Origin of the sequence: Lysinibacillus sp. NPDC096212 (assembly GCF_044763105.1) — a bacterium.
In the GTDB taxonomy this organism is placed as follows: Bacteria; Bacillota; Bacilli; order Bacillales_A; family Planococcaceae; genus Lysinibacillus.
Map to the genome: position 1 here is coordinate 189,805 of NZ_JBIWFQ010000003.1, position 18,216 is coordinate 208,020.

15 protein-coding genes are annotated in these 18,216 nt (G+C 36.0%); 9 read left to right on the forward strand and 6 right to left on the reverse strand.

What is annotated here, in order from left to right:
- Positions 1–185: 185 nt before the first annotated feature.
- The 4 genes from ACIQ7T_RS04350 to ACIQ7T_RS04365 all read right to left on the reverse strand — a co-directional run bounded on the left by ACIQ7T_RS04350 (position 186) and on the right by ACIQ7T_RS04365 (position 2,804).
- Positions 186–713: a GNAT family N-acetyltransferase gene (locus tag ACIQ7T_RS04350; protein ID WP_402868814.1), complete on the reverse strand. Its 528-nt coding sequence runs from the start codon at positions 711–713 to the stop codon at positions 186–188.
- 327 nt (positions 714–1,040) lie between these two features.
- Complete coding sequence (locus tag ACIQ7T_RS04355; RefSeq protein WP_402868815.1) at positions 1,041–1,874, reverse strand: DUF4097 family beta strand repeat-containing protein; 834 nt, start codon at positions 1,872–1,874, stop codon at positions 1,041–1,043.
- On the reverse strand, positions 1,874–2,491 hold the full coding sequence (locus ACIQ7T_RS04360) for a DUF1700 domain-containing protein (RefSeq protein ID WP_402868817.1): 618 nt from the start codon (positions 2,489–2,491) through the stop codon (positions 1,874–1,876). The genes ACIQ7T_RS04355 and ACIQ7T_RS04360 overlap by 1 nt, the downstream gene beginning before the upstream one ends.
- Entirely contained in the window at positions 2,484–2,804 is a 321-nt protein-coding gene (locus ACIQ7T_RS04365) for a PadR family transcriptional regulator (RefSeq protein ID WP_370075849.1), read from the reverse strand. The genes ACIQ7T_RS04360 and ACIQ7T_RS04365 overlap by 8 nt, the downstream gene beginning before the upstream one ends.
- Before the next feature lie 224 nt (positions 2,805–3,028).
- Between ACIQ7T_RS04365 and ACIQ7T_RS04370 the strand changes: the two genes are divergently transcribed.
- From ACIQ7T_RS04370 to ACIQ7T_RS04400, 7 genes are all read left to right on the forward strand, one after another.
- Positions 3,029–3,700, forward strand: coding sequence for a TetR/AcrR family transcriptional regulator (locus ACIQ7T_RS04370; protein ID WP_370075847.1), 672 nt, complete (start codon positions 3,029–3,031; stop codon positions 3,698–3,700).
- A 2-nt stretch (positions 3,701–3,702) separates the two neighbouring features.
- Entirely contained in the window at positions 3,703–4,467 is a 765-nt protein-coding gene (locus tag ACIQ7T_RS04375; RefSeq protein WP_402868819.1) for a CPBP family intramembrane glutamic endopeptidase, read from the forward strand.
- A 379-nt stretch (positions 4,468–4,846) separates the two neighbouring features.
- The gene (gene panB / locus ACIQ7T_RS04380) at positions 4,847–5,683 is read left to right on the forward strand and encodes a 3-methyl-2-oxobutanoate hydroxymethyltransferase (RefSeq protein ID WP_370075843.1); all 837 of its coding nucleotides are present in this window, start codon (positions 4,847–4,849) and stop codon (positions 5,681–5,683) included.
- Positions 5,683–6,537 (forward strand): pantoate--beta-alanine ligase, encoded by an 855-nt coding sequence (gene panC, locus ACIQ7T_RS04385; protein ID WP_370075841.1) that lies wholly within the window; start codon positions 5,683–5,685, stop codon positions 6,535–6,537. The genes panB and panC overlap by 1 nt, the downstream gene beginning before the upstream one ends.
- Before the next feature lies 1 nt (position 6,538).
- On the forward strand, positions 6,539–6,922 hold the full coding sequence (gene panD / locus ACIQ7T_RS04390; RefSeq protein WP_370075839.1) for an aspartate 1-decarboxylase: 384 nt from the start codon (positions 6,539–6,541) through the stop codon (positions 6,920–6,922).
- 127 nt (positions 6,923–7,049) lie between these two features.
- Entirely contained in the window at positions 7,050–9,821 is a 2,772-nt protein-coding gene (dinG, locus tag ACIQ7T_RS04395) for an ATP-dependent DNA helicase DinG (protein WP_402868822.1), read from the forward strand.
- A 308-nt stretch (positions 9,822–10,129) separates the two neighbouring features.
- Positions 10,130–11,479, forward strand: a complete 1,350-nt coding sequence (locus tag ACIQ7T_RS04400; RefSeq protein WP_370075835.1) for a hypothetical protein — start codon at positions 10,130–10,132, stop codon at positions 11,477–11,479.
- Between the two features lie 625 nt (positions 11,480–12,104).
- Here the strand turns inward: ACIQ7T_RS04400 and ACIQ7T_RS04405 are convergent.
- A complete protein-coding gene (locus ACIQ7T_RS04405) occupies positions 12,105–13,415 on the reverse strand; it encodes a hypothetical protein (protein WP_370082695.1) in 1,311 nt (436 codons plus the stop codon).
- Between the two features lie 174 nt (positions 13,416–13,589).
- Between ACIQ7T_RS04405 and ACIQ7T_RS04410 the strand changes: the two genes are divergently transcribed.
- Complete coding sequence (locus tag ACIQ7T_RS04410; RefSeq protein ID WP_402868825.1) at positions 13,590–14,807, forward strand: MFS transporter; 1,218 nt, start codon at positions 13,590–13,592, stop codon at positions 14,805–14,807.
- Between the two features lie 27 nt (positions 14,808–14,834).
- Positions 14,835–16,301 carry a M20 family metallopeptidase gene (locus tag ACIQ7T_RS04415; RefSeq protein ID WP_402868827.1) on the forward strand — a complete coding sequence of 489 codons (1,467 nt, stop codon included), beginning with the start codon at positions 14,835–14,837 and terminating at the stop codon, positions 16,299–16,301.
- Between the two features lie 53 nt (positions 16,302–16,354).
- Here the strand turns inward: ACIQ7T_RS04415 and ACIQ7T_RS04420 are convergent, their stop codons facing one another.
- Positions 16,355–18,160, reverse strand: a complete 1,806-nt coding sequence (locus tag ACIQ7T_RS04420; protein ID WP_370082701.1) for a sensor domain-containing diguanylate cyclase — start codon at positions 18,158–18,160, stop codon at positions 16,355–16,357.
- Positions 18,161–18,216: the final 56 nt, after the last annotated feature.

Sequence of the window (18,216 nt, forward strand, 5' to 3'; positions counted from 1 at the left end):
ATGATTCCTCTCCCATTTCTGTATATGAGTTTATATTTTTCGCAAAATGTCAATTTTATGAGAGGTCGTTATTTCATGAAAATCTCCTTTAGACAAAGTACATCCAAAGGAGTTAAACGGTGCAACTTTTTTATAAACAGTATTAATTTACTTAAAATGGTACAATTTTCATAAACGGTACGACTTTATTTCAAAGCCCCATTTGTAACCCCATCAATATCATTCCATACATAAATAAGCTCTTCTACTATTTTTCCACCAATTTTAATTTCTACGTTATTGACATATTGTGCACCATAATATTCATAGAAATCACGTGTTTTATTTTCTGCTAATACTTCAACAAATACTTTTTCGTATCCTTTTTGTTTAAAATAGGCGAATACTTCTTTGAGTAGTTGCTTCCCGATTCCCATTCCTTGATATTCTTCTAAAAGATAGATAGATGTTAAATCAGTTGCATTGGGTACTGAATTAGTTTTTCGTGTGCCACCAGTTGCAAAGCCAATTATTTCACCTTGTTCATTTTCCGCTACCAGTACATAATTCGTAGCATCTGAAATATTCCTCTTCCATAACTCTGTTCGCTGCTCGTAAGATAAGTTATTCAAAAAATCATCTGGAAGAATGCCTTTATAAGTCGTTCGCCAACTGTCAACATGTACTTTTCCGATACCTTGAGCATCTTTAATGTTTGCTTTTCTAATTTTCATAATGATCACCTCATAAATCGAATTTTATCTCCAAGATGACGGCGTAACTGACCTGATTCACCTCGGTTATTGCCTTCACTTACAAGAATCGATTGCTCTGATGAAAATTTCTAATCATTATCATTTATCTGCTCTTGGAGCGAAAGAGAAGCGGCTCATCGTACGCCCCAGGAAGCTTTGCTCTGTGCGAAAGCGAAGCGTCAGCAACAAATGTTTTCTGTGCGAAAGCGAAGCGTCAGCGACAAATGTTTTCTGTGCGAAAGCGAAGCGTCAGCGACAAAGCGCCTAGCCGGAACGGAAATCAACTCCTCGTTTTGCCAAAGCCCTTTACTTTAACATTAATTGTAAGTCACCGTAAGAAAGTGTTACTTTTAACTGGTTATCACCGTTATAAGATTGCGTTACCTTGCTGTTTTGATCTTTCTTATCAACTGTAAGATCCCCGAAGTCAGTTTCTAATTCATAGCCAAGTTCACTTTTTTTATTTTGTAAATGAAGTGTAGTATCTCCGAAGTCAGATGTAATAGTGGATTGACCATTTAATGTTCCATCTATGTTAATATCACCATGTTCACTTTCAGCAACGAAGCCATTACTTGAAAATTGTTGTAGCTTCATATCACCAAATGATTGTGTAATTTCTGTTTTATCACCAGTAGTGTCTTTCAATAGTATGTCTCCAAAATCTTCAATAAGATTTAACTCTTGATAATTTAGACCACGAATGGTTATATCTCCAAAATTACTATCAAGGACAACGGTTTTCAATTTTACATCTGAAGGAACATAGATTTTGATGGAAGGAGTACTGAAGCTGAAAAATCCGAATTCGAAACCATTCTTCTTCTTACTCTTTGTTTCAACAGTTAATGTCTTATCTTTAATACTGTACGTCACATCATCATCTTTAATAACATTTGTTTCTAGTGTATAACGATCACTAGTAATAATTTCAACATCTCCATAGTGATTGATAATATTGAGATTAGTGAAATCATCTAGTTTATAGGAATTGTTTACTAGTTTATTGTTCTCAGGCAGTTGGATACCTTCATCATTTATGACAAAACTCCATTTCCCACCGGAGAAAAAACCAACTAGAGCTAACAGTACGCCTAAAGCGATCATAGTAATGGCAATATGGGTATGTCGGGACGTCATTAGTATCCCTCCTTCCGCTTCTTCGTTATTTTATGGAATAGTTTACCTAATGCTTCAACACAAACAACAACGATTGTTTTGATCAAACGTGTAACGATTGGGAAAAGTAGGATGCCCAAACCTGTTACGATAAAGCCAACACCCATAAAGAGTAATGCTGTTGGCCAGTCCTGAGTTAAAATGAAGAAGCCTGAAATAAGTGCAGCGATTCCACCGAAAAAGATACCAAGTACAGTTGCGATAATTGCGATGATAACGCTGAATATAACTGCTCCAAATGAGAAAATAAGTGCTATAGCAACTACAAGTAGCGGTAAAGAAAGTGGGGCAGATATTATTGCTAGAATGATAAGCCAAATCGCAGACATATTCTTCTTAGTCGAAGTCGAAGTTGAATTTGAATTTGAAGTTGCTTCTAAATCCTTTAATGCATAGTCCGCCATTATTTGTGATGCAACATGAGAAGGGGAGCCTAGTTGTTGAATGACCCGCTGTTCGTTTTCCTCTCCTGCTTCATCGAAATATTCCTCATAATAGGCAAGCGCAGCATCAATCTCATGCGCTGGAAGACGTTGTAATTTCCCCCGTAGCTTTTTCAAATAGCTTGCTCTATTCATCATATTTCCCTCCTATAAGTACACAATCAACCATTTCTTTATACTGTTGCCATTCTTTTAATAGTTCCAGTAATCGGATTCGACCTTGATCAGTAATTTGGTAATAGCGTCTATTTCTGCCTTGGTAGGGCTGATCGTAGGTTGTTAAGCAATTTGCTTTTTGTAAACGACGTAATACTGGGTACAGCGTAGATTCTGATATATCCATCACGGATTGTATTTGCTGTGTTAATGAGTAACCATAAGCATCCTCTTTATCGACGATGGCGAGTACACAAGCGTCAAGTAAAGCTGAGCCAAGTTGAAATGTCATCTTCTCTCACCTCACAATGTATTACCTATACAAGATTTTATATTATACGTCGTATAGTATGGTGGAAGTATATTACATATCACATTGAATTGTCAAACTTTATTAAAAAAGTTCAAACGGAAATTAAAAATGATAGTAGTGTCATTTTTAAATTGACAATAAAAGGTATATGAATTACGATAAAATGACAATGGTGTCATTTTAAATGTTTGGAGGTAAAGATAATGCCAAAGGTAAGCCATGAATATGTACAGGAAAAGAAAAACAGCATTTTAGAAGCAGCCATAGCAGTATGTAAAGTGAAGCCGCTCTATGACATTACGATGAGGGATATTATTAAAGCGTCAGGAGTAAGTCAAGGTGGGATTTATCGTTATTATTCAGACTTGGATGAAATACTTGTTGATGTTATTAATCAAGTAAATGCTAACGCAGACTATAAACATATTATCGATGGAATTACGGGTGCGAGTAACTCTCCCTCAAAAACAATCATTAAATTATTTAGTTTTCTTGGAGAGTACATGAAGGAAAACGTATCAACAGTTGGCAAAATTCAATTTGAGCTTACGATTTTATTTGCTAACAATCCAGAAAGAGAAAAGAAAATTTTATCGAACATTGTGGAAAATGAAAGTGGGCAATATTTGATGCAACAAATTTTTCATTCAATCCATAAGGGTATTTCTTCAGGATGTTTTCAGCTTGAGATATCGATAGAGGATTTATCTACTTTTATGATGACATCCATTGGTGGCATTGTGAGAGACGTTGTCTTGCAAAAATGTTACGGAATGTTCTCAAATGATCAAGTGCAGTTTGATGAGATTCGATTGATGAATACACTTTGCAAATCCGTATTATTACTATTGGGTACGAAAGAAGGAGAGGATTAAAGTTGGGAGTAGAGATAAGAAGATTTCTATTTTATACCTTTGCTACGTCTTGGATAATATGGGGCAGTTTAGCTTTGTTAACACAGCTAAATTTACTGGAGTTTGGCAATGCAATATCAATGATATTATTTATTCTCGGCGGCATTACTCCTGCAATTTGTGAGATTTGGTTGAAAAAGAAATATTCGACTAAAGAAGAGTTCAAATCATTTATCCATAATGTGAAAAATCCTAAGCTTCCTGTTTCATGGTACCTATTTGCAATCGGATTCGCATTTGCGGCGTGTTTTTTACCAACTCTATGGGGTGGAGCGACTATGGAGAATCCAATGTATCTGGCGTTACTTGAATTGCCAATCATGATTATTGGTGGAGGACTAGAAGAAATTGGCTGGCGTGGTTTTTTACAGCCTACATTACAAAAAAGATGGTCTCCTTTCACAAGTACAATTATTGTGGGCGTTATTTGGGCAGTTTGGCATTTGCCATTATGGTTCGTCATTGGATCAAACCAAATGAACATGAACTTCCTATGGTTTTCTCTAACAGCTTTAGCACTATCCTTTTTATTGACAATCATTTACCTCTCCACTAAAAGTATTTTTCTCTGTATTATTTTCCACGCTTTAATTAATTCATTTTGGGATGTCGTCTTTGTACCAGTTACAAATGTAACATCTGGTTTATTCACATTTTTATTTGCCCTGTTTCTATTTACAGTGTATGAAGTTTATCGAAAATCAAACTTTCAGAAACGAATGGTTTGAATTTAGTAATATTTATTGATCGTAATTATTAGAAAATAATATTTGAAGATTACTAGGGGAATCTGTTATAGTATTTGCGAAGGGCAGTATCCTTTTGTGAACGGCACCTTCAAAAACGTAAGAACTATTTACAATAAATATCTGCCTTGATCTTTTAATGACAGGGACGGAAGAAAACAAGCGTTCAAAAATATAACTTGATTCATTGGAATGGGCAATTCTCTCAAAGAGATTTGTTTCCGTATCCCTTTATTAAGTTATGGCCTCTACACAACAACGAGAGGTGATTTTTGATGACGAACGAAACACTACCCTTCTGTCCATTTTAGGAACAGAGGGGTTTTTCTGTTTTCTTTCCTTAAAAAAGGAGGACTACATGATGAAAACAACTTCAGATTTTTTAAAGATGAAGGCAGCAGGTGAGAAAATCGTTATGCTTACTGCATATGATTATCCTGCTGCAAAATTTGCCGAGGAAGCAGGCGTCGACATGATTCTAGTGGGAGATTCACTAGGTATGGTCGTACTAGGCTATGATTCTACAATGCCAGTAACAGTAGCCGATATGGTTCACCACGCAAAAGCAGTGCGCCGAGGGGCAAAGGATACGTTTGTTGTTGTGGATATGCCATTTGGTTCATACCATGGTGATGTACATGAGACGTTAAAAACGGCAGTATCCATGATGCAAGAAACAGGAGCAGATGCACTAAAGTTAGAGGGTGCAGACGATGTTCTACCAGCAATTCGTAAATTAACGTCAGCTGGCATTCCGGTGGTAGCTCATTTAGGTTTACTACCTCAATCAGCAGGAGTGCTTGGTGGTTACAAAGTTCAGGGGAAAACAGCTGAACAGGCAACGAAACTCATTGAAGATGCAAAAAAATGTCAAGAGGCTGGAGCATGTGCAGTCGTCTTAGAATGTATTCCGCATCAGCTAACAGAGATGGTATCTGCTAATCTTATTATTCCAACGATCGGTATTGGAGCTGGTGTTGAGGCTGATGGGCAAGTGTTGGTTTATCATGACATGTTAAGCTACGGTTCACATCATGTACCAAAATTTGTGGAACAGTTTGCTAATATGGGTCAAGAAGCAAGCAGTGGAATTGCTAGTTACGTAGAAGCGGTAAAGACAGGTACATTCCCTGCGCCGAAGCATTCCTTCACAATGAAAGAGGAAGCATTGGATCAGCTATATGGGGGCGTAAAGTAATGAAAGTCGTCACTACAATCCAAGCATTAGCCGTAGAAATTCAAGCAGCTAAGCAAGCTCAAAAAACAATTGGACTCGTTCCAACAATGGGTTATTTACATGAGGGTCATTTAACACTAGCGAAAACAGCTCATGCCGAAAATGATTTAGTCGTTATGAGTATCTTTGTTAACCCAACACAATTTGGGCCAGCCGAAGACTTTGAAAGCTATCCACGTGATTTGCCACGGGATACTGCTTTAGCAGAGTCTGTCGGTGTAGATATTATTTTCGCACCGAGCGTTGAAGAAATGTATCCGCATGATGGTGGTATTCGTATTCATGCGGGTGAACAGGCAACCATTCTTTGTGGGGCGAGCCGTCCAGGACATTTTGATGGCGTTTTACAGGTCGTATCAAAATTATTTCACCTAGCACAGCCGACACGAGCTTATTTTGGACAAAAAGATGCGCAGCAGGTTGCTATTATTGCTACGATGGTACGCGATTTTAATTTCCCTTTGGAAATGCGAGTAGTACCTATTGTGCGGGAGGAGGACGGTTTAGCGAAATCCTCTCGTAATGTTTATTTAAGTGAAGTGGATCGTCTTGAGGCACCGGCAATTAATGAATCGCTCCAGCTTGCTCGTGATAGTTTTTTAGCGAATGGTGATGTTGCGAATGCGCTTGCTAAAGCAAAGGAACACATTGCAGCACGTACACACGGCCACATCGACTATATTGAACTATTAGCGTATCCAGATTTAATACCTGCAACTGCTGAGACGGAGCAAGTGCTTTTAGCTGTAGCCGTTTATATTGGTAAAACTCGTTTAATTGATAATTGTATCTTTAATGTGAAAGAAGGATTGTAATATGTTACGAATGATGATGAACAGTAAAATCCACCGTGCTACAGTGACACAAGCAGATTTAAACTATGTTGGATCTATTACGATTGATGAGGATATTTTAGATGCAGTAGGGATGCTTCCAAACGAAAAAGTGCATATCGTTAATAACAACAATGGCGCACGCTTTGAAACATATATTATTGCAGGGGAACGTGGATCAGGCGTTATTTGTGTGAACGGTGCAGCAGCACGCCTAGTACAACGTGGAGATATTGTGATTATAATTTCTTATGTGTACGTAGATAACGAAGAGGCAAAAGATCATAAGCCAACAGTAGCTATTATGGGCGAAGGCAATACAATTAAAGAAATGATTACCTATGAGCCAGAAGCAACGGTGATGTAATAGAGAGGAAGCGTGTACAAGTTGTACATGCTTCTTTTTTGTGTCCAAACTAAAAGGCGAAGGGATGCCGTAGAGCCAAATATGTGATAAAATTCATCTATCTAATGTGAACTGTGAGTTGAGATGTATGATGGAAAGTCAAAAATATGCAATTGTTGATTTAGAGACGACTGGTCATTCACCAGCAAATGGGGACCGAATGATTCAAATAGCAATTGTTATTATGAAAGATTGGAAAATTGAGCAGACCTTTACGAAGTTTATTTATCCAGGTAAAGCTATCCCAACGTTCATTCAGGATTTAACGCATATTACGGATGAGGATGTAAAGGATGCCTTGCCGTTTGAGGCACATGCCGACTACATATATGAACTGCTTGCTGATTGTGTATTTGTCGCGCATAATGCGGATTTTGACTTATCCTTTTTACAAGCAGAGTTTAAGCGTGCAGGTTTACCAAAATGGCAGGGTAAAAAGATGGATACAGTTGAGCTTGCCAAAATATTGTTCCCAATGTCACTGAGCTTTAAGCTAGGTGATTTAGCGGCAGATTTAAATATAGAGCTAACAAATGCACACCGGGCAGATGACGATGCACGAGCAACTGCTGAACTCTTTAAACATTGCTGGAAGGAGCTACTCTGTCTCCCTCAGCTAACTCTTGAACAAATGCATAAACGTTCATTCAGATTGAAATCAAATTTATCCCAACTTTTCTTTGAAGCTCTTCAAATTAAAAGACAGCATGTAACGGCTAATGAGAATGTCTCCTACTATCGCAATTTGGCTATTTGTGATGGACGAAAAAAGCATCCAAATAATGCGGGAATTGTATCATATCCACAAACAGCAGCTGACAAAACATCATTAATGACAAAGGTGATGCCAAATTTTGAGCAACGACCGGCACAATTCGAAATGATGGATACTATTTGGCAGGCGCTCAATGACAAAAGGGAATGCGTTATAGAGGCATCAACAGGCATTGGTAAAACAGCGGGGTATCTACTTCCCGCGATTTTATATGCTCGAGCAGTCGATAAAAAAATTGCGATTAGCACATATACGTCACACTTGCAGGAGCAGCTTGTTGAAGAAGAGCTACCGAAGATTGAAAAAATCCTTGGCACTAAAGTAAATATTGCTGTTCTTAAAGGCATGCAGCATTATATTGACGTTGCACGCTTTGAGCAATGTATGGCTTATGCTGATGAAACTTATGATGATACATTTACGATTTTGCAGATTCTCGTTTGGCTGACTAAAACAGAAACAGGTGTGTTAAGTGAGCTCAATGTTTCTGGTGGTGGACAACTATTTTTAGAGAAAATCCGCAAAATGCCTGATGAAAAACCTTCGAAGGGCTTTGATTTCTATGAACAAGCGTTAAAAAATAGTGAATTTGCGGATTGTATTGTAACTAATCATTCTATGGTACTCAGTGATTTAGTCCGTCAAACACCGATCTTTACACAAATTGACGGTTGGATCATTGACGAAGCACATCAATTTATACAATCTGCCATGCAGCAGGACGAAGTAGTCTTCTCCTATACGCAGTGGAAGTATATTTTCGGTCAAGTAGGAACGATGGAGGAAACTGCTTTGTTCCAGCAATTTAGTCAGGCAGCTAAGAAAAAACAACGCGTTTCTATGCAAAGCTTGCAACGACTAGACGCACAATTTATACGCCTGCAACGGACATTCGATGAAACTATTCAGCGAGCCGTGCAAAAAATGCAGCAACAAATAAAAGGGAAACAAGCTAGTAGTAAATGCACTTTATTTTTTGAGGATGTATCGCTCGCAAAAGAACCGCTTTTGCAAGTAAGTAAGCTCACACAGCAGTGGCTTGATCTTGCGACAGAAGTAGGACAGGCTTTTGAAAATAATATTGAGCAATTAGATAAAAATGAGCTCTATATATTATCAGAATGGCATTATTGGATCCGTGAATTAAAAGTAAAAATCGCTGAATGGGAGGAAATTTTCCTATCGTCACAGGATGATAATTCAGTGTGGTTAGAATTTGATTTACGGAGTGTTCCAGGGAGCTTACAAGTCTTTAAAAAGCCTGTTAATGTCACGCCGATCATTGAAAAAGTACTTGCACCACTTCGTAAGCAGGCAAGCATAGTATGGACTTCTGGTACTTTGACTGTACCAGGCAATGAGCGCTTTGTGACGCGTCAACTCGGTATTTCCGATAGTGTGAAAGTAATAAAGCTACAAGCGCCACCATCCTATTATGCAGGAGCGAAGGCATTTATTGTCACAGATATGCCCGATATTCAACATGTATCACAGGATGAATATATTGAAGCGGTCGCCCAAGCCATTACACGTACAGTGCGGATGACAGAAGGACGTTGTTTTGTCCTATTTACCGCTCAGGACATGCTACGAAAAACAGTGGAGCTTATTCAAGATAGTGAACTCCTTGATGACTATATGCTCTTTGCACAAGGTGTAACGGGTGGTAGTCGTATGCGAATCCTGAAATCATTCCAAAAATTTAGCCATGCCGTTCTTTTTGGTACAAACAGCTTCTGGGAAGGTGTAGATGTTCCGGGTGACGCACTTGCGTCGGTTATCGTTGTACGTCTGCCGTTCTCCTCACCAGAAGAGCCTGTATTTAAGGCGCGCGCAAAGCATATTACAGCACAAGGTCGCAACTCCTTCAATGAGCTATCACTACCAGAAGCCATCATGCGTTTTAAACAAGGCTTTGGTCGTTTAATCCGTTCATCCAAGGATAAAGGAGCCTTTATCGTTTTAGACCGCCGCATTTCAACAAAGTCGTATGGTAAGGAATTTATCAAGGCGTTACCACCGATTGATGTTAAGAAATTGCAGCTACCTGAGTTGTTAAAGGAACTTAATAATTGGCAGAAATAGTTGGAACCCCTTTTAGCAGTTTTGCTAAAAGGGGTTTTTTCGTATGTGCCTGGCATCTTGGAACGGATGCAATACTGCTCAAATCTTATACAAAGATGTTACTCTTTACTTATATGAATGAGAAGGAGTTGCGTGCTTTTTATGAATGTACAAATGAGACAATCCTCTAGAAGGGTCGAGATCAGGGTGAACCACTTGATACGAATGAAATCAGGCTTGATGGTGTCTCGTATAACCTATCTCAAAAGTTCATGCTAATATAAACACTATAAAGTAGGAAAATATAAACTGTAAAAGAGGTTGGTTTTATGACTAAATACAATTACTTTACATATGCCATTATGAATACCATAATATTTTTGCCTTATTTTCTTTTTACTATTATTGGTAATACTTACAATACAATTTTGAATGGTTGGTTTCCGCTTATTATCTTTTACGCTTTCCAAAACACAGGTACTTTTCTTATTAACTCATTCAGGAAAAAGGTAAACACCCGCGAATTATTGTTAGGTTTTCTTATCCTCGCAATTATCGGAACAATATGTGGATCTTTAGCACCATTTTCAACAATTTGGATTGAGCTATCTGCTGTTTTTATGGGAATTGCAGTGAGTATTTTGTTGCCACTCTACACAACAACTCAATATCATGAAAAGCACTTTTTTAGAACTACAATGAAATCAAAGCATTATTTATTCGCGTTACTAACTATTATAATAATTGTTCCGTTAATTTTATTTACCGCTAACTCTAATCATCCAAGTTTAGCTTTTGTAATTTATGGGGTTGTTCTTTCAATATGCTATATTTCATTAAGACATATGCCGAAATACCCGATTGCCATACTGCATTCTTCTCGTTTTTCAGCATCATCATTTATATTATTTATTTTATTCACTTTATTACTTTTTGTTATAAAAGCTACCCGTGAAACGAATTTTCAAATTCTTACCGTATTATTAATTGTAAGTATCCTGATTACAATGACGGTTCTTACTTTAATGATTACAAAATCAAAAATTCACCTTCGATTACCGAAGTTTATTTACTTTTTTTCCTTTATCCAAGGTATGGTAGTTAATTTTTATCTACTGTATGGTACTTTTTTTGCATTATCGCAAAAAAGTAATACTTTCGCGATTTACAATATTTATATGCCATATGGATTAGGTATTATATTTTCATTATTTATAGGAAATAAAATCATAAGTTATTTTAAACAATATGATCCACTTTCCGTAATCAATATCGCTTTTGTTTTAGGAATTTTACTAACTGTGATACCGTGGACAATCTCAATTGGTGGTTTCCTTATAGGTTTCTTTTCATCACTACAGGCTGTAAGATTAAATCGCCTTGCTTATGATGCAACTGATTCATTTAAAGATTCCAGTCTTCTATTACGTAGTAGTTGGTCTAAACTAGGAAGTATAATCAATCAAATGTGTTTCTTTTTCTTCATCTTATTAAATAGTATTATCAATCATATACCACTGAATGAAGTGTTCTTAGCGCTCAGTGGAAAGACATTTTACTATAAAAATCAAATGTTTGACGATTTAATAACAACTGCTATTTTAATCATTGCTATAATTGGGAGTCTCTTATTGTTTGGATCATTGAAATTAAGACGAGCACACAAAAACATAAATTAAAATTAAAGAAAACAGAGATAATAAAGTAAGAGGAAGGGGAAGAGAAAATACAAATCCCCTTAACAAACTAGTTAAAGGGATAGAATGGTGTAATTGACTTTTTGAAAAAATAAGTAGTGAAACCATTTATAGAAATATTCATATTAATTATATTATCTATGACTATTTTTGTTAATTGTTTTTGTTTTGGAAACTAGATAAGTTAGCGTTGTACTATCTGAGATATATAGTTCATCACAATTTTGGTTGCTACCTCCGCGTCATAACTTGTCTAATTATTTGGAATATTTGTAAACATGCCTAGCCAAATTAAAATGGTTAATTCATTGATTGAATCAACATTTTTACAGGTCGCTGTTCTATTTTTTGAGGATTAGAGAAAGGGAAATTTAGCCCAAAAAGTAGTGCTTGGGCAAAGAAAGCTGGGAGTTGAGTAAAAAGTATGAGTACCTGAGCGAATAGAGTGTTGAGTGGTGCGATAAGTAGGGCAACCCGAGCGAATAGTGCAACAAGAGGAGCAAAAACAAAAAGGCTATAAATCTGAAAAAAATGGACTCACAAAGAATGCCCTCGACGCACGGACGCGACTACGAGGGCGATATGCTATTTAAGTACAACAATCTTTTTACGATTCACCTTGATGAAAGTTAATCTTATAAAATTTCTTTGGTCTGCCGCGAAGTTTTTCATGCTTTTTATAAATTAATTCAGCGACGCCTTTACTTTCAAGCTCGTTCAGTATGCGATTAGAGCTTCTGATGGTGATATCTAAATGTAAGGCAATATCAGCAGAGGATAATTCATTTGTATTTGTTTTTTCAATGACAGATAGAATCTTTTGGATTAACAGGAGGGAAATATTTAATTTTTCACTTAAGCGTTGTAGCTCAGGAGTTTCTTCTGTCATTTGTAAAACAACTTTTTCCTCTGTATTTGGATTTATTAGTTGACCACTTTCAGTAATAATAAAGGATGGCTTTTCCTGTTGATGAGCTTCGTGATTGGCGATATGTGCCTTTTTCCGAGCTTCATCAATGTTTTGACCAATTCCCCACCCAATATGAAAAGTAAAGGGTAAGCTTTCAGATAAAGCCTCTACTAATGCATCTTGTGAAAAATTATTTGTCATCATTAGTAATTCCTTTTGAGAGGTGAAAATTTCAAAATGAACACTTTGTTTTTGTATAATCATCGTTAAATGATTTTTTTTACTATATTCCAATAGTGAAGTATGCAACAAGCTTTGATTAAATTCTGCATTTGTATTTTCTATTTTAGAAGGAACCAAAGCATCACCTGTTATCTCACCAATCGCTATAATACTTTCTGATAATTGTTTATGTCGGACCTCTGAAATAACTTTTTCAAATACTTCTAAAATCGTTTCTGGAGATGCTGTGATAAGCTCTACGTTCACACCTTGCTTAGAAAGCTTGTCTAATATATTACTAAAAGCAGTAATAGATAGATCTACCTTTCCAGATCTATTTAATTCGATATGTCTTTCTAATAATTCCTCATAAAAATTATCCGTAATATCTAAATGGATAATATGTGCTTCTTCATTTTTTAAATATAACTCCTCTAATTTAATTAAATCTGTATATCCACTAAAGTCAAATGTCACCTTAGAAAAGTCCAAGTTAGAATATTTTCTACTGATATGAAATAGCTTTTTATAAAAATCTCGCTCATTTGCCATGTAGTAATAGGTGGGTATTTGATAAATAACATTTGAGCTTTGCAATACTAAATGGGCTAGACCGTTCATAACTACCGCATCAAAAAATAAATAGTTTTCTAAATATAATGGTTTAATTTCAGAAAGCTTTTTATATGTAAAAAAAGTTAATTCGCAGCGTTCTTTTAATTGTTCTTTAATTGGTAAAACATCTTGTAGTGAATTATGCGCTACAATCACACCGATTCGAATCAAATTGCATTCTCCTCCTAGATTTTTCTATTAGCTCTAGTATATTTGACATTTGCATCTTATAGCAATATTGAAGCATATTTTTTGAATTTTGTTGATTTTTTTCATAAGCATCCTCTATAATCATTTAAAGACAGTCTTTAATATGTCCAAAAATAAACGCAAGGGGGACTCTTATTGGAAAGATCTAACACAAGTAAGCAGAAGTACATAATTCTTGGGATTTTATTTTTAACTTGGATTGTGAATTATTTGGATAAGCTATCTATGAATGTAGCAATTATTCCAATTGCGGAGGAGTTTAGTTTAAATGAGACGCAAGCAGGGTTAATTATCAGTGTCTTTTTCATGAGTTATGCAGTGATGCAGTTAGTTGGGGGATATTTATCAGATAAATATGGGGCAAGACGTATGATTCTTATTTCGGTTTTATTGTGGTCTATTTTCACGATTTTGACTGGCTTTGCATGGTCATTTGTATCACTTATTGCGATTCGGCTACTCTTTGGGATTGGCGAAGGAAGTTTTCCTGCTGCTAGCTCATTAGCAATTGCTGACAATTTCCCAAAATCAGAACGAGGTCGTGCAAAGTCAACGCTTACAGCTGCTACTACTGTTGGTAGTATGATTTCGACTATTGTAGCTGCAACTTTAATAATTTCTATTGGCTGGCGAAATTTATTCTTTATTTTTGGTGTTTTAGGATTCCTATTAACGATTGTCCTTTATTTTTTATTAAAGCCAGACACTCAATACAAAGAAGAGGCAAAGTCTATTAAAGTGAAAGTGCCACTAAAAAAATTATTAAAAATGCCTATGCTCTGGCAGTTAATGTTGATGTACTTTGGCGTCAGTATTGTCAATTGGGGACTTACATCGTGGATGCCGACTTATATGGTAAAGGCAAAAAATTTAGATATGGTTTCGATGGGAGCGCTAGCAATAATTCCTGCGTTAGCAGCATTAATTGCTGTAATGCTTACAGGCTGGCTAATTGATAAATTTGCTGTTGGTAAAGAGAAATATTTAATTATGTTTGGTGCTTTTATTGCAGGCATTAGTTTATTTTTCATGACGAATGCATCTTCAATTACGATGATTGTAACATTTCAAGCTTTAACATTGGCGGGCTGCTTGTTTGCTACAACAACGATACTAACTTTACCACTTAAATATTTCTCACATGATGTTATTGGAACGGCAACAGGGTTTATGTATTTTGGTGGTCAGATAGCTGGTGCTATATCTCCATCTATAATGGGGTACATCATCTCACTATTCAATGGATCTTATTCAGCAGCATTCTTGTTCTTAATGGTTATGGTTATAATTCCTATTCTAACAGCGACAACTTTAAGAACTAAAACATCAATAACTACAAATCAAACAGTTTAATAAAAATAAAAAATGGAGTGAAGGGTTATGTCTAATTCTTATATAAATGAAATATCTAAAATAATTGAATATAAGCGAGATAAATTAATAGATATTAGCAATAAAATTTGGAATTTTGCCGAAATTCGTTTTGAGGAATTTCAATCTGCAGAATTATTATGCACGGCATTGGAAAGTGAAGATTTTCAAGTTGAAAAAGGGGTGGCTGACCTAGAAACGGCTTTTATTGGCAGCTACGGAAGTGGGAAACCTGTTATTGCTTTTTTAGGAGAATATGATGCACTTTCTGGCTTAAGTCAAGAAGGAGGGGCAGCAATAAAAGCTGCTATTCAAGAAGGGGGAAATGGTCACGGTTGTGGACATAATCTTCTGGGTACAGGATCCTTTGCAGCTGCAGTAGCTTTACGTGATTACATGGAAAAACATAATATTCCTGGTACAATCAGATTTTATGGCTGTCCAGCAGAAGAAGGTGGATCTGGTAAAACATTAATGGTCCGTGCAGGCCTTTTTAATGATGTAGATTTTGCTTTATGCTGGCATCCTGCTGACCATAATTTAATGATGTGTACGAGCTCCTTAGCAAATGTTCAAGCTTCCTTTAAGTTTACTGGACGTTCTGCCCATGCAGCTCAGGCACCTCATTTAGGTCGCAGTGCACTGGATGCCGTTGAACTTATGAATGTGGGAGTTAACTATCTTCGTGAGCATATAATTCCAGAAGCACGTGTGCACTATGCAGTGACAAATACAGGTGGATTATCACCGAATATTGTACAAGCAGATGCAAGTGTACTTTATTTAGTACGTGCACCAAAGACAAGCCAAGTCAATGAAATTTATGATCGTGTCTGTAAGATTGCTGAGGGTGCCACATTAATGACAGGTACAAATGTTGAAATCATCTTTGACAAAGCATGCTCTAATCTAGTTCCAAACCATACAATGCAGCAAATAATGTTTGAACAGTTTACACAACTTGGTACGCCACAATTTAGTGAACAAGATTATGAATTTGCTAAAGAGATTAGAAAGACTCTTTCTGAGCAGGAAAAGAATGGAGGAGGTCTGGCCGCTATTCCAGTATTTAGAGAGCTACTTGCAAAGGAAAAGGATACGGCATTATCAACAACGTTATTCCCTTACAATAAAGCATTTACATCTATCACGATGCCAGGCTCAACAGATGTGGGGGATGTAAGCTGGGTTGTCCCAACTGCACAATGTACAACGACATGTCATGCACAAGGGACACAACTGCATTCTTGGCAGGCCGTTGCTACAGGTACGACATCTATTGCTCATAAAGGAATGCTTCATGCTGGGAAAGTTATGGCTGCCACTGCTGCTGCGATGCTGGCACAACCGGAATTAATTGAACAAGCAAAGCAAGAGTTAAAAGAACGTTTAGGAAATGAGGTTTATCAAAATCCAATTCCTCAAGATGTTAAACCCTCACACATCCGCAGATACTCATCTGACGTAATCGAATAATTGAAAAAGAAGTGTCAAGACAAGAAAATTGTCATTGACGCTTCTTTTGTTTTTTATAACAAAGAGGAGACATTACCATCATCTATTAAAAATTCAACACAGTTTCTGCCTCGTTCTTTTGCTTGATATAACGCTTTATCACATCTTGATAATAATGTATTTCGAGTATCACCATCTACGTAGCTAGTTACACCGAAGCTACTAGTTTTTCGTTGAACAACAGGGAATTGATGATTTTCTAATTGTTGACGAAGCTTTTCAGAAAGCTTTACAGCATCATCTAATGTAGTTTGAGGACAAATAACTAAAAACTCCTCGCCACCCCATCTTCCAATTGTATCTTGTTCTCGAATCGTATTTTGCAAGATCTCTGCTACGCTCATTAAAACTAAGTCGCCTACTTGATGGCCAAATCCATCATTTACTTCTTTAAAATAATCAATATCTAGTAGAATAATAGAGAACGGAACCTCTTGATGTTGAGCGTGTTGAAGTGCTTCTTCTAACACATCATCTAACTTTACACGATTTGGAATTTTAGTTAGGCGATCTGTATTTGCTAACTTTTCAAGCTCAAGTTTTGCTCTTTCTAGCTCTTGTGTTCGTTCCTTTACTTTATGTTCGAGCGTTTCATTTAGCGTTTGTTGCATTTCTTGATGTTCTTTTTTAATAATATTGATTTTATCGCCTAATGCTAATGATAAAAATATAGATTCAAAAATAGCACCTGCTGCAGGAACTCTTTCAAATATAGATGGATGAAATGGAATTAAACTTAAAAAGGCCAATGCTTGTACAATAATGGAACCAAGCAGAACAGTCCAACCTACCATATAAAATCGAGCCATTTTCTGACCTTTTAACAACACAAATATTCCTGATAACCAAAGAAAAATAAAGACAAATACAGCAAAAATAATTGTAAAATTATTTGTAATCGTAACATCAGGGACAAAGAATGAAGCAATTAATGAAAGTATAGTGATCCATAATAGTAGATTTCCGATTTTGTAGAATCGAGGTAAATATTTTTTTAGTTCCAGAAACTCTTTGCAAAATAGAATCATAAATAAAAGTAATATATTGCCGCTTATTGCAGATGATTTTATAAAGTACCATTTAGGGAAAAGTTGTCCTAATAATTCAATATCTAAAGAATTCAATGTGGCTTGATAGAGGATAAAACTAAACATATACAAAACATAGTAAAAGTAAGTCTTTTCTTTTAACGAAAAAAATAAAAATAAATTGTAAATTAATAATGCTGCTAAGAACCCATAAAAAATTCCTGTTAAATATTTATAGTCAATAATCTTATTGATAAAGCTTTCCGTTGTGAAAAGATAAGAAATTGAATTTAATGGTAATTCGCCATCTAATTTTATATAAATTTCTTTGACGGATGAGTCTTGGATTTGAAATAAATTAGAGCGATAATGAATTTTTTGATCGTCAATATTTGAAATGCCTCTCTTTTGAACCCTATAGGATCCATCTTCTTTCACTATAAACATTTCAATGCTATCAAGCTTGTCTGTTACCTCTAACCAGTATGACTCCTGTTTATCCGTTAATAGTTTATCGGCATCTAATCGTAGCCAAATCGTATCATTCGTATGCCAAAAGAATAAATAATTCTCTTTACTAGTGACAAAGGAATTGTCGTATGTACCACTTAATAAATCATCGATCGTAATTTTTTTTGACGGATCACGCAAAATATCATAATGCTTTCCCAATTTTATAGGTTCTGATAGTTCTGCAGCATGACATGGTAAGCTGAATTGTGTAAAAGTAAATATGAGTACGATAAAAAAATAAAATAACAGGTTGGTTTTTATAATTTTATTTTTCATCATGTATTTTTTCTCCTATCCTATCCTAATTCCTATCCTTCAGTTACTAGTATGCTGAT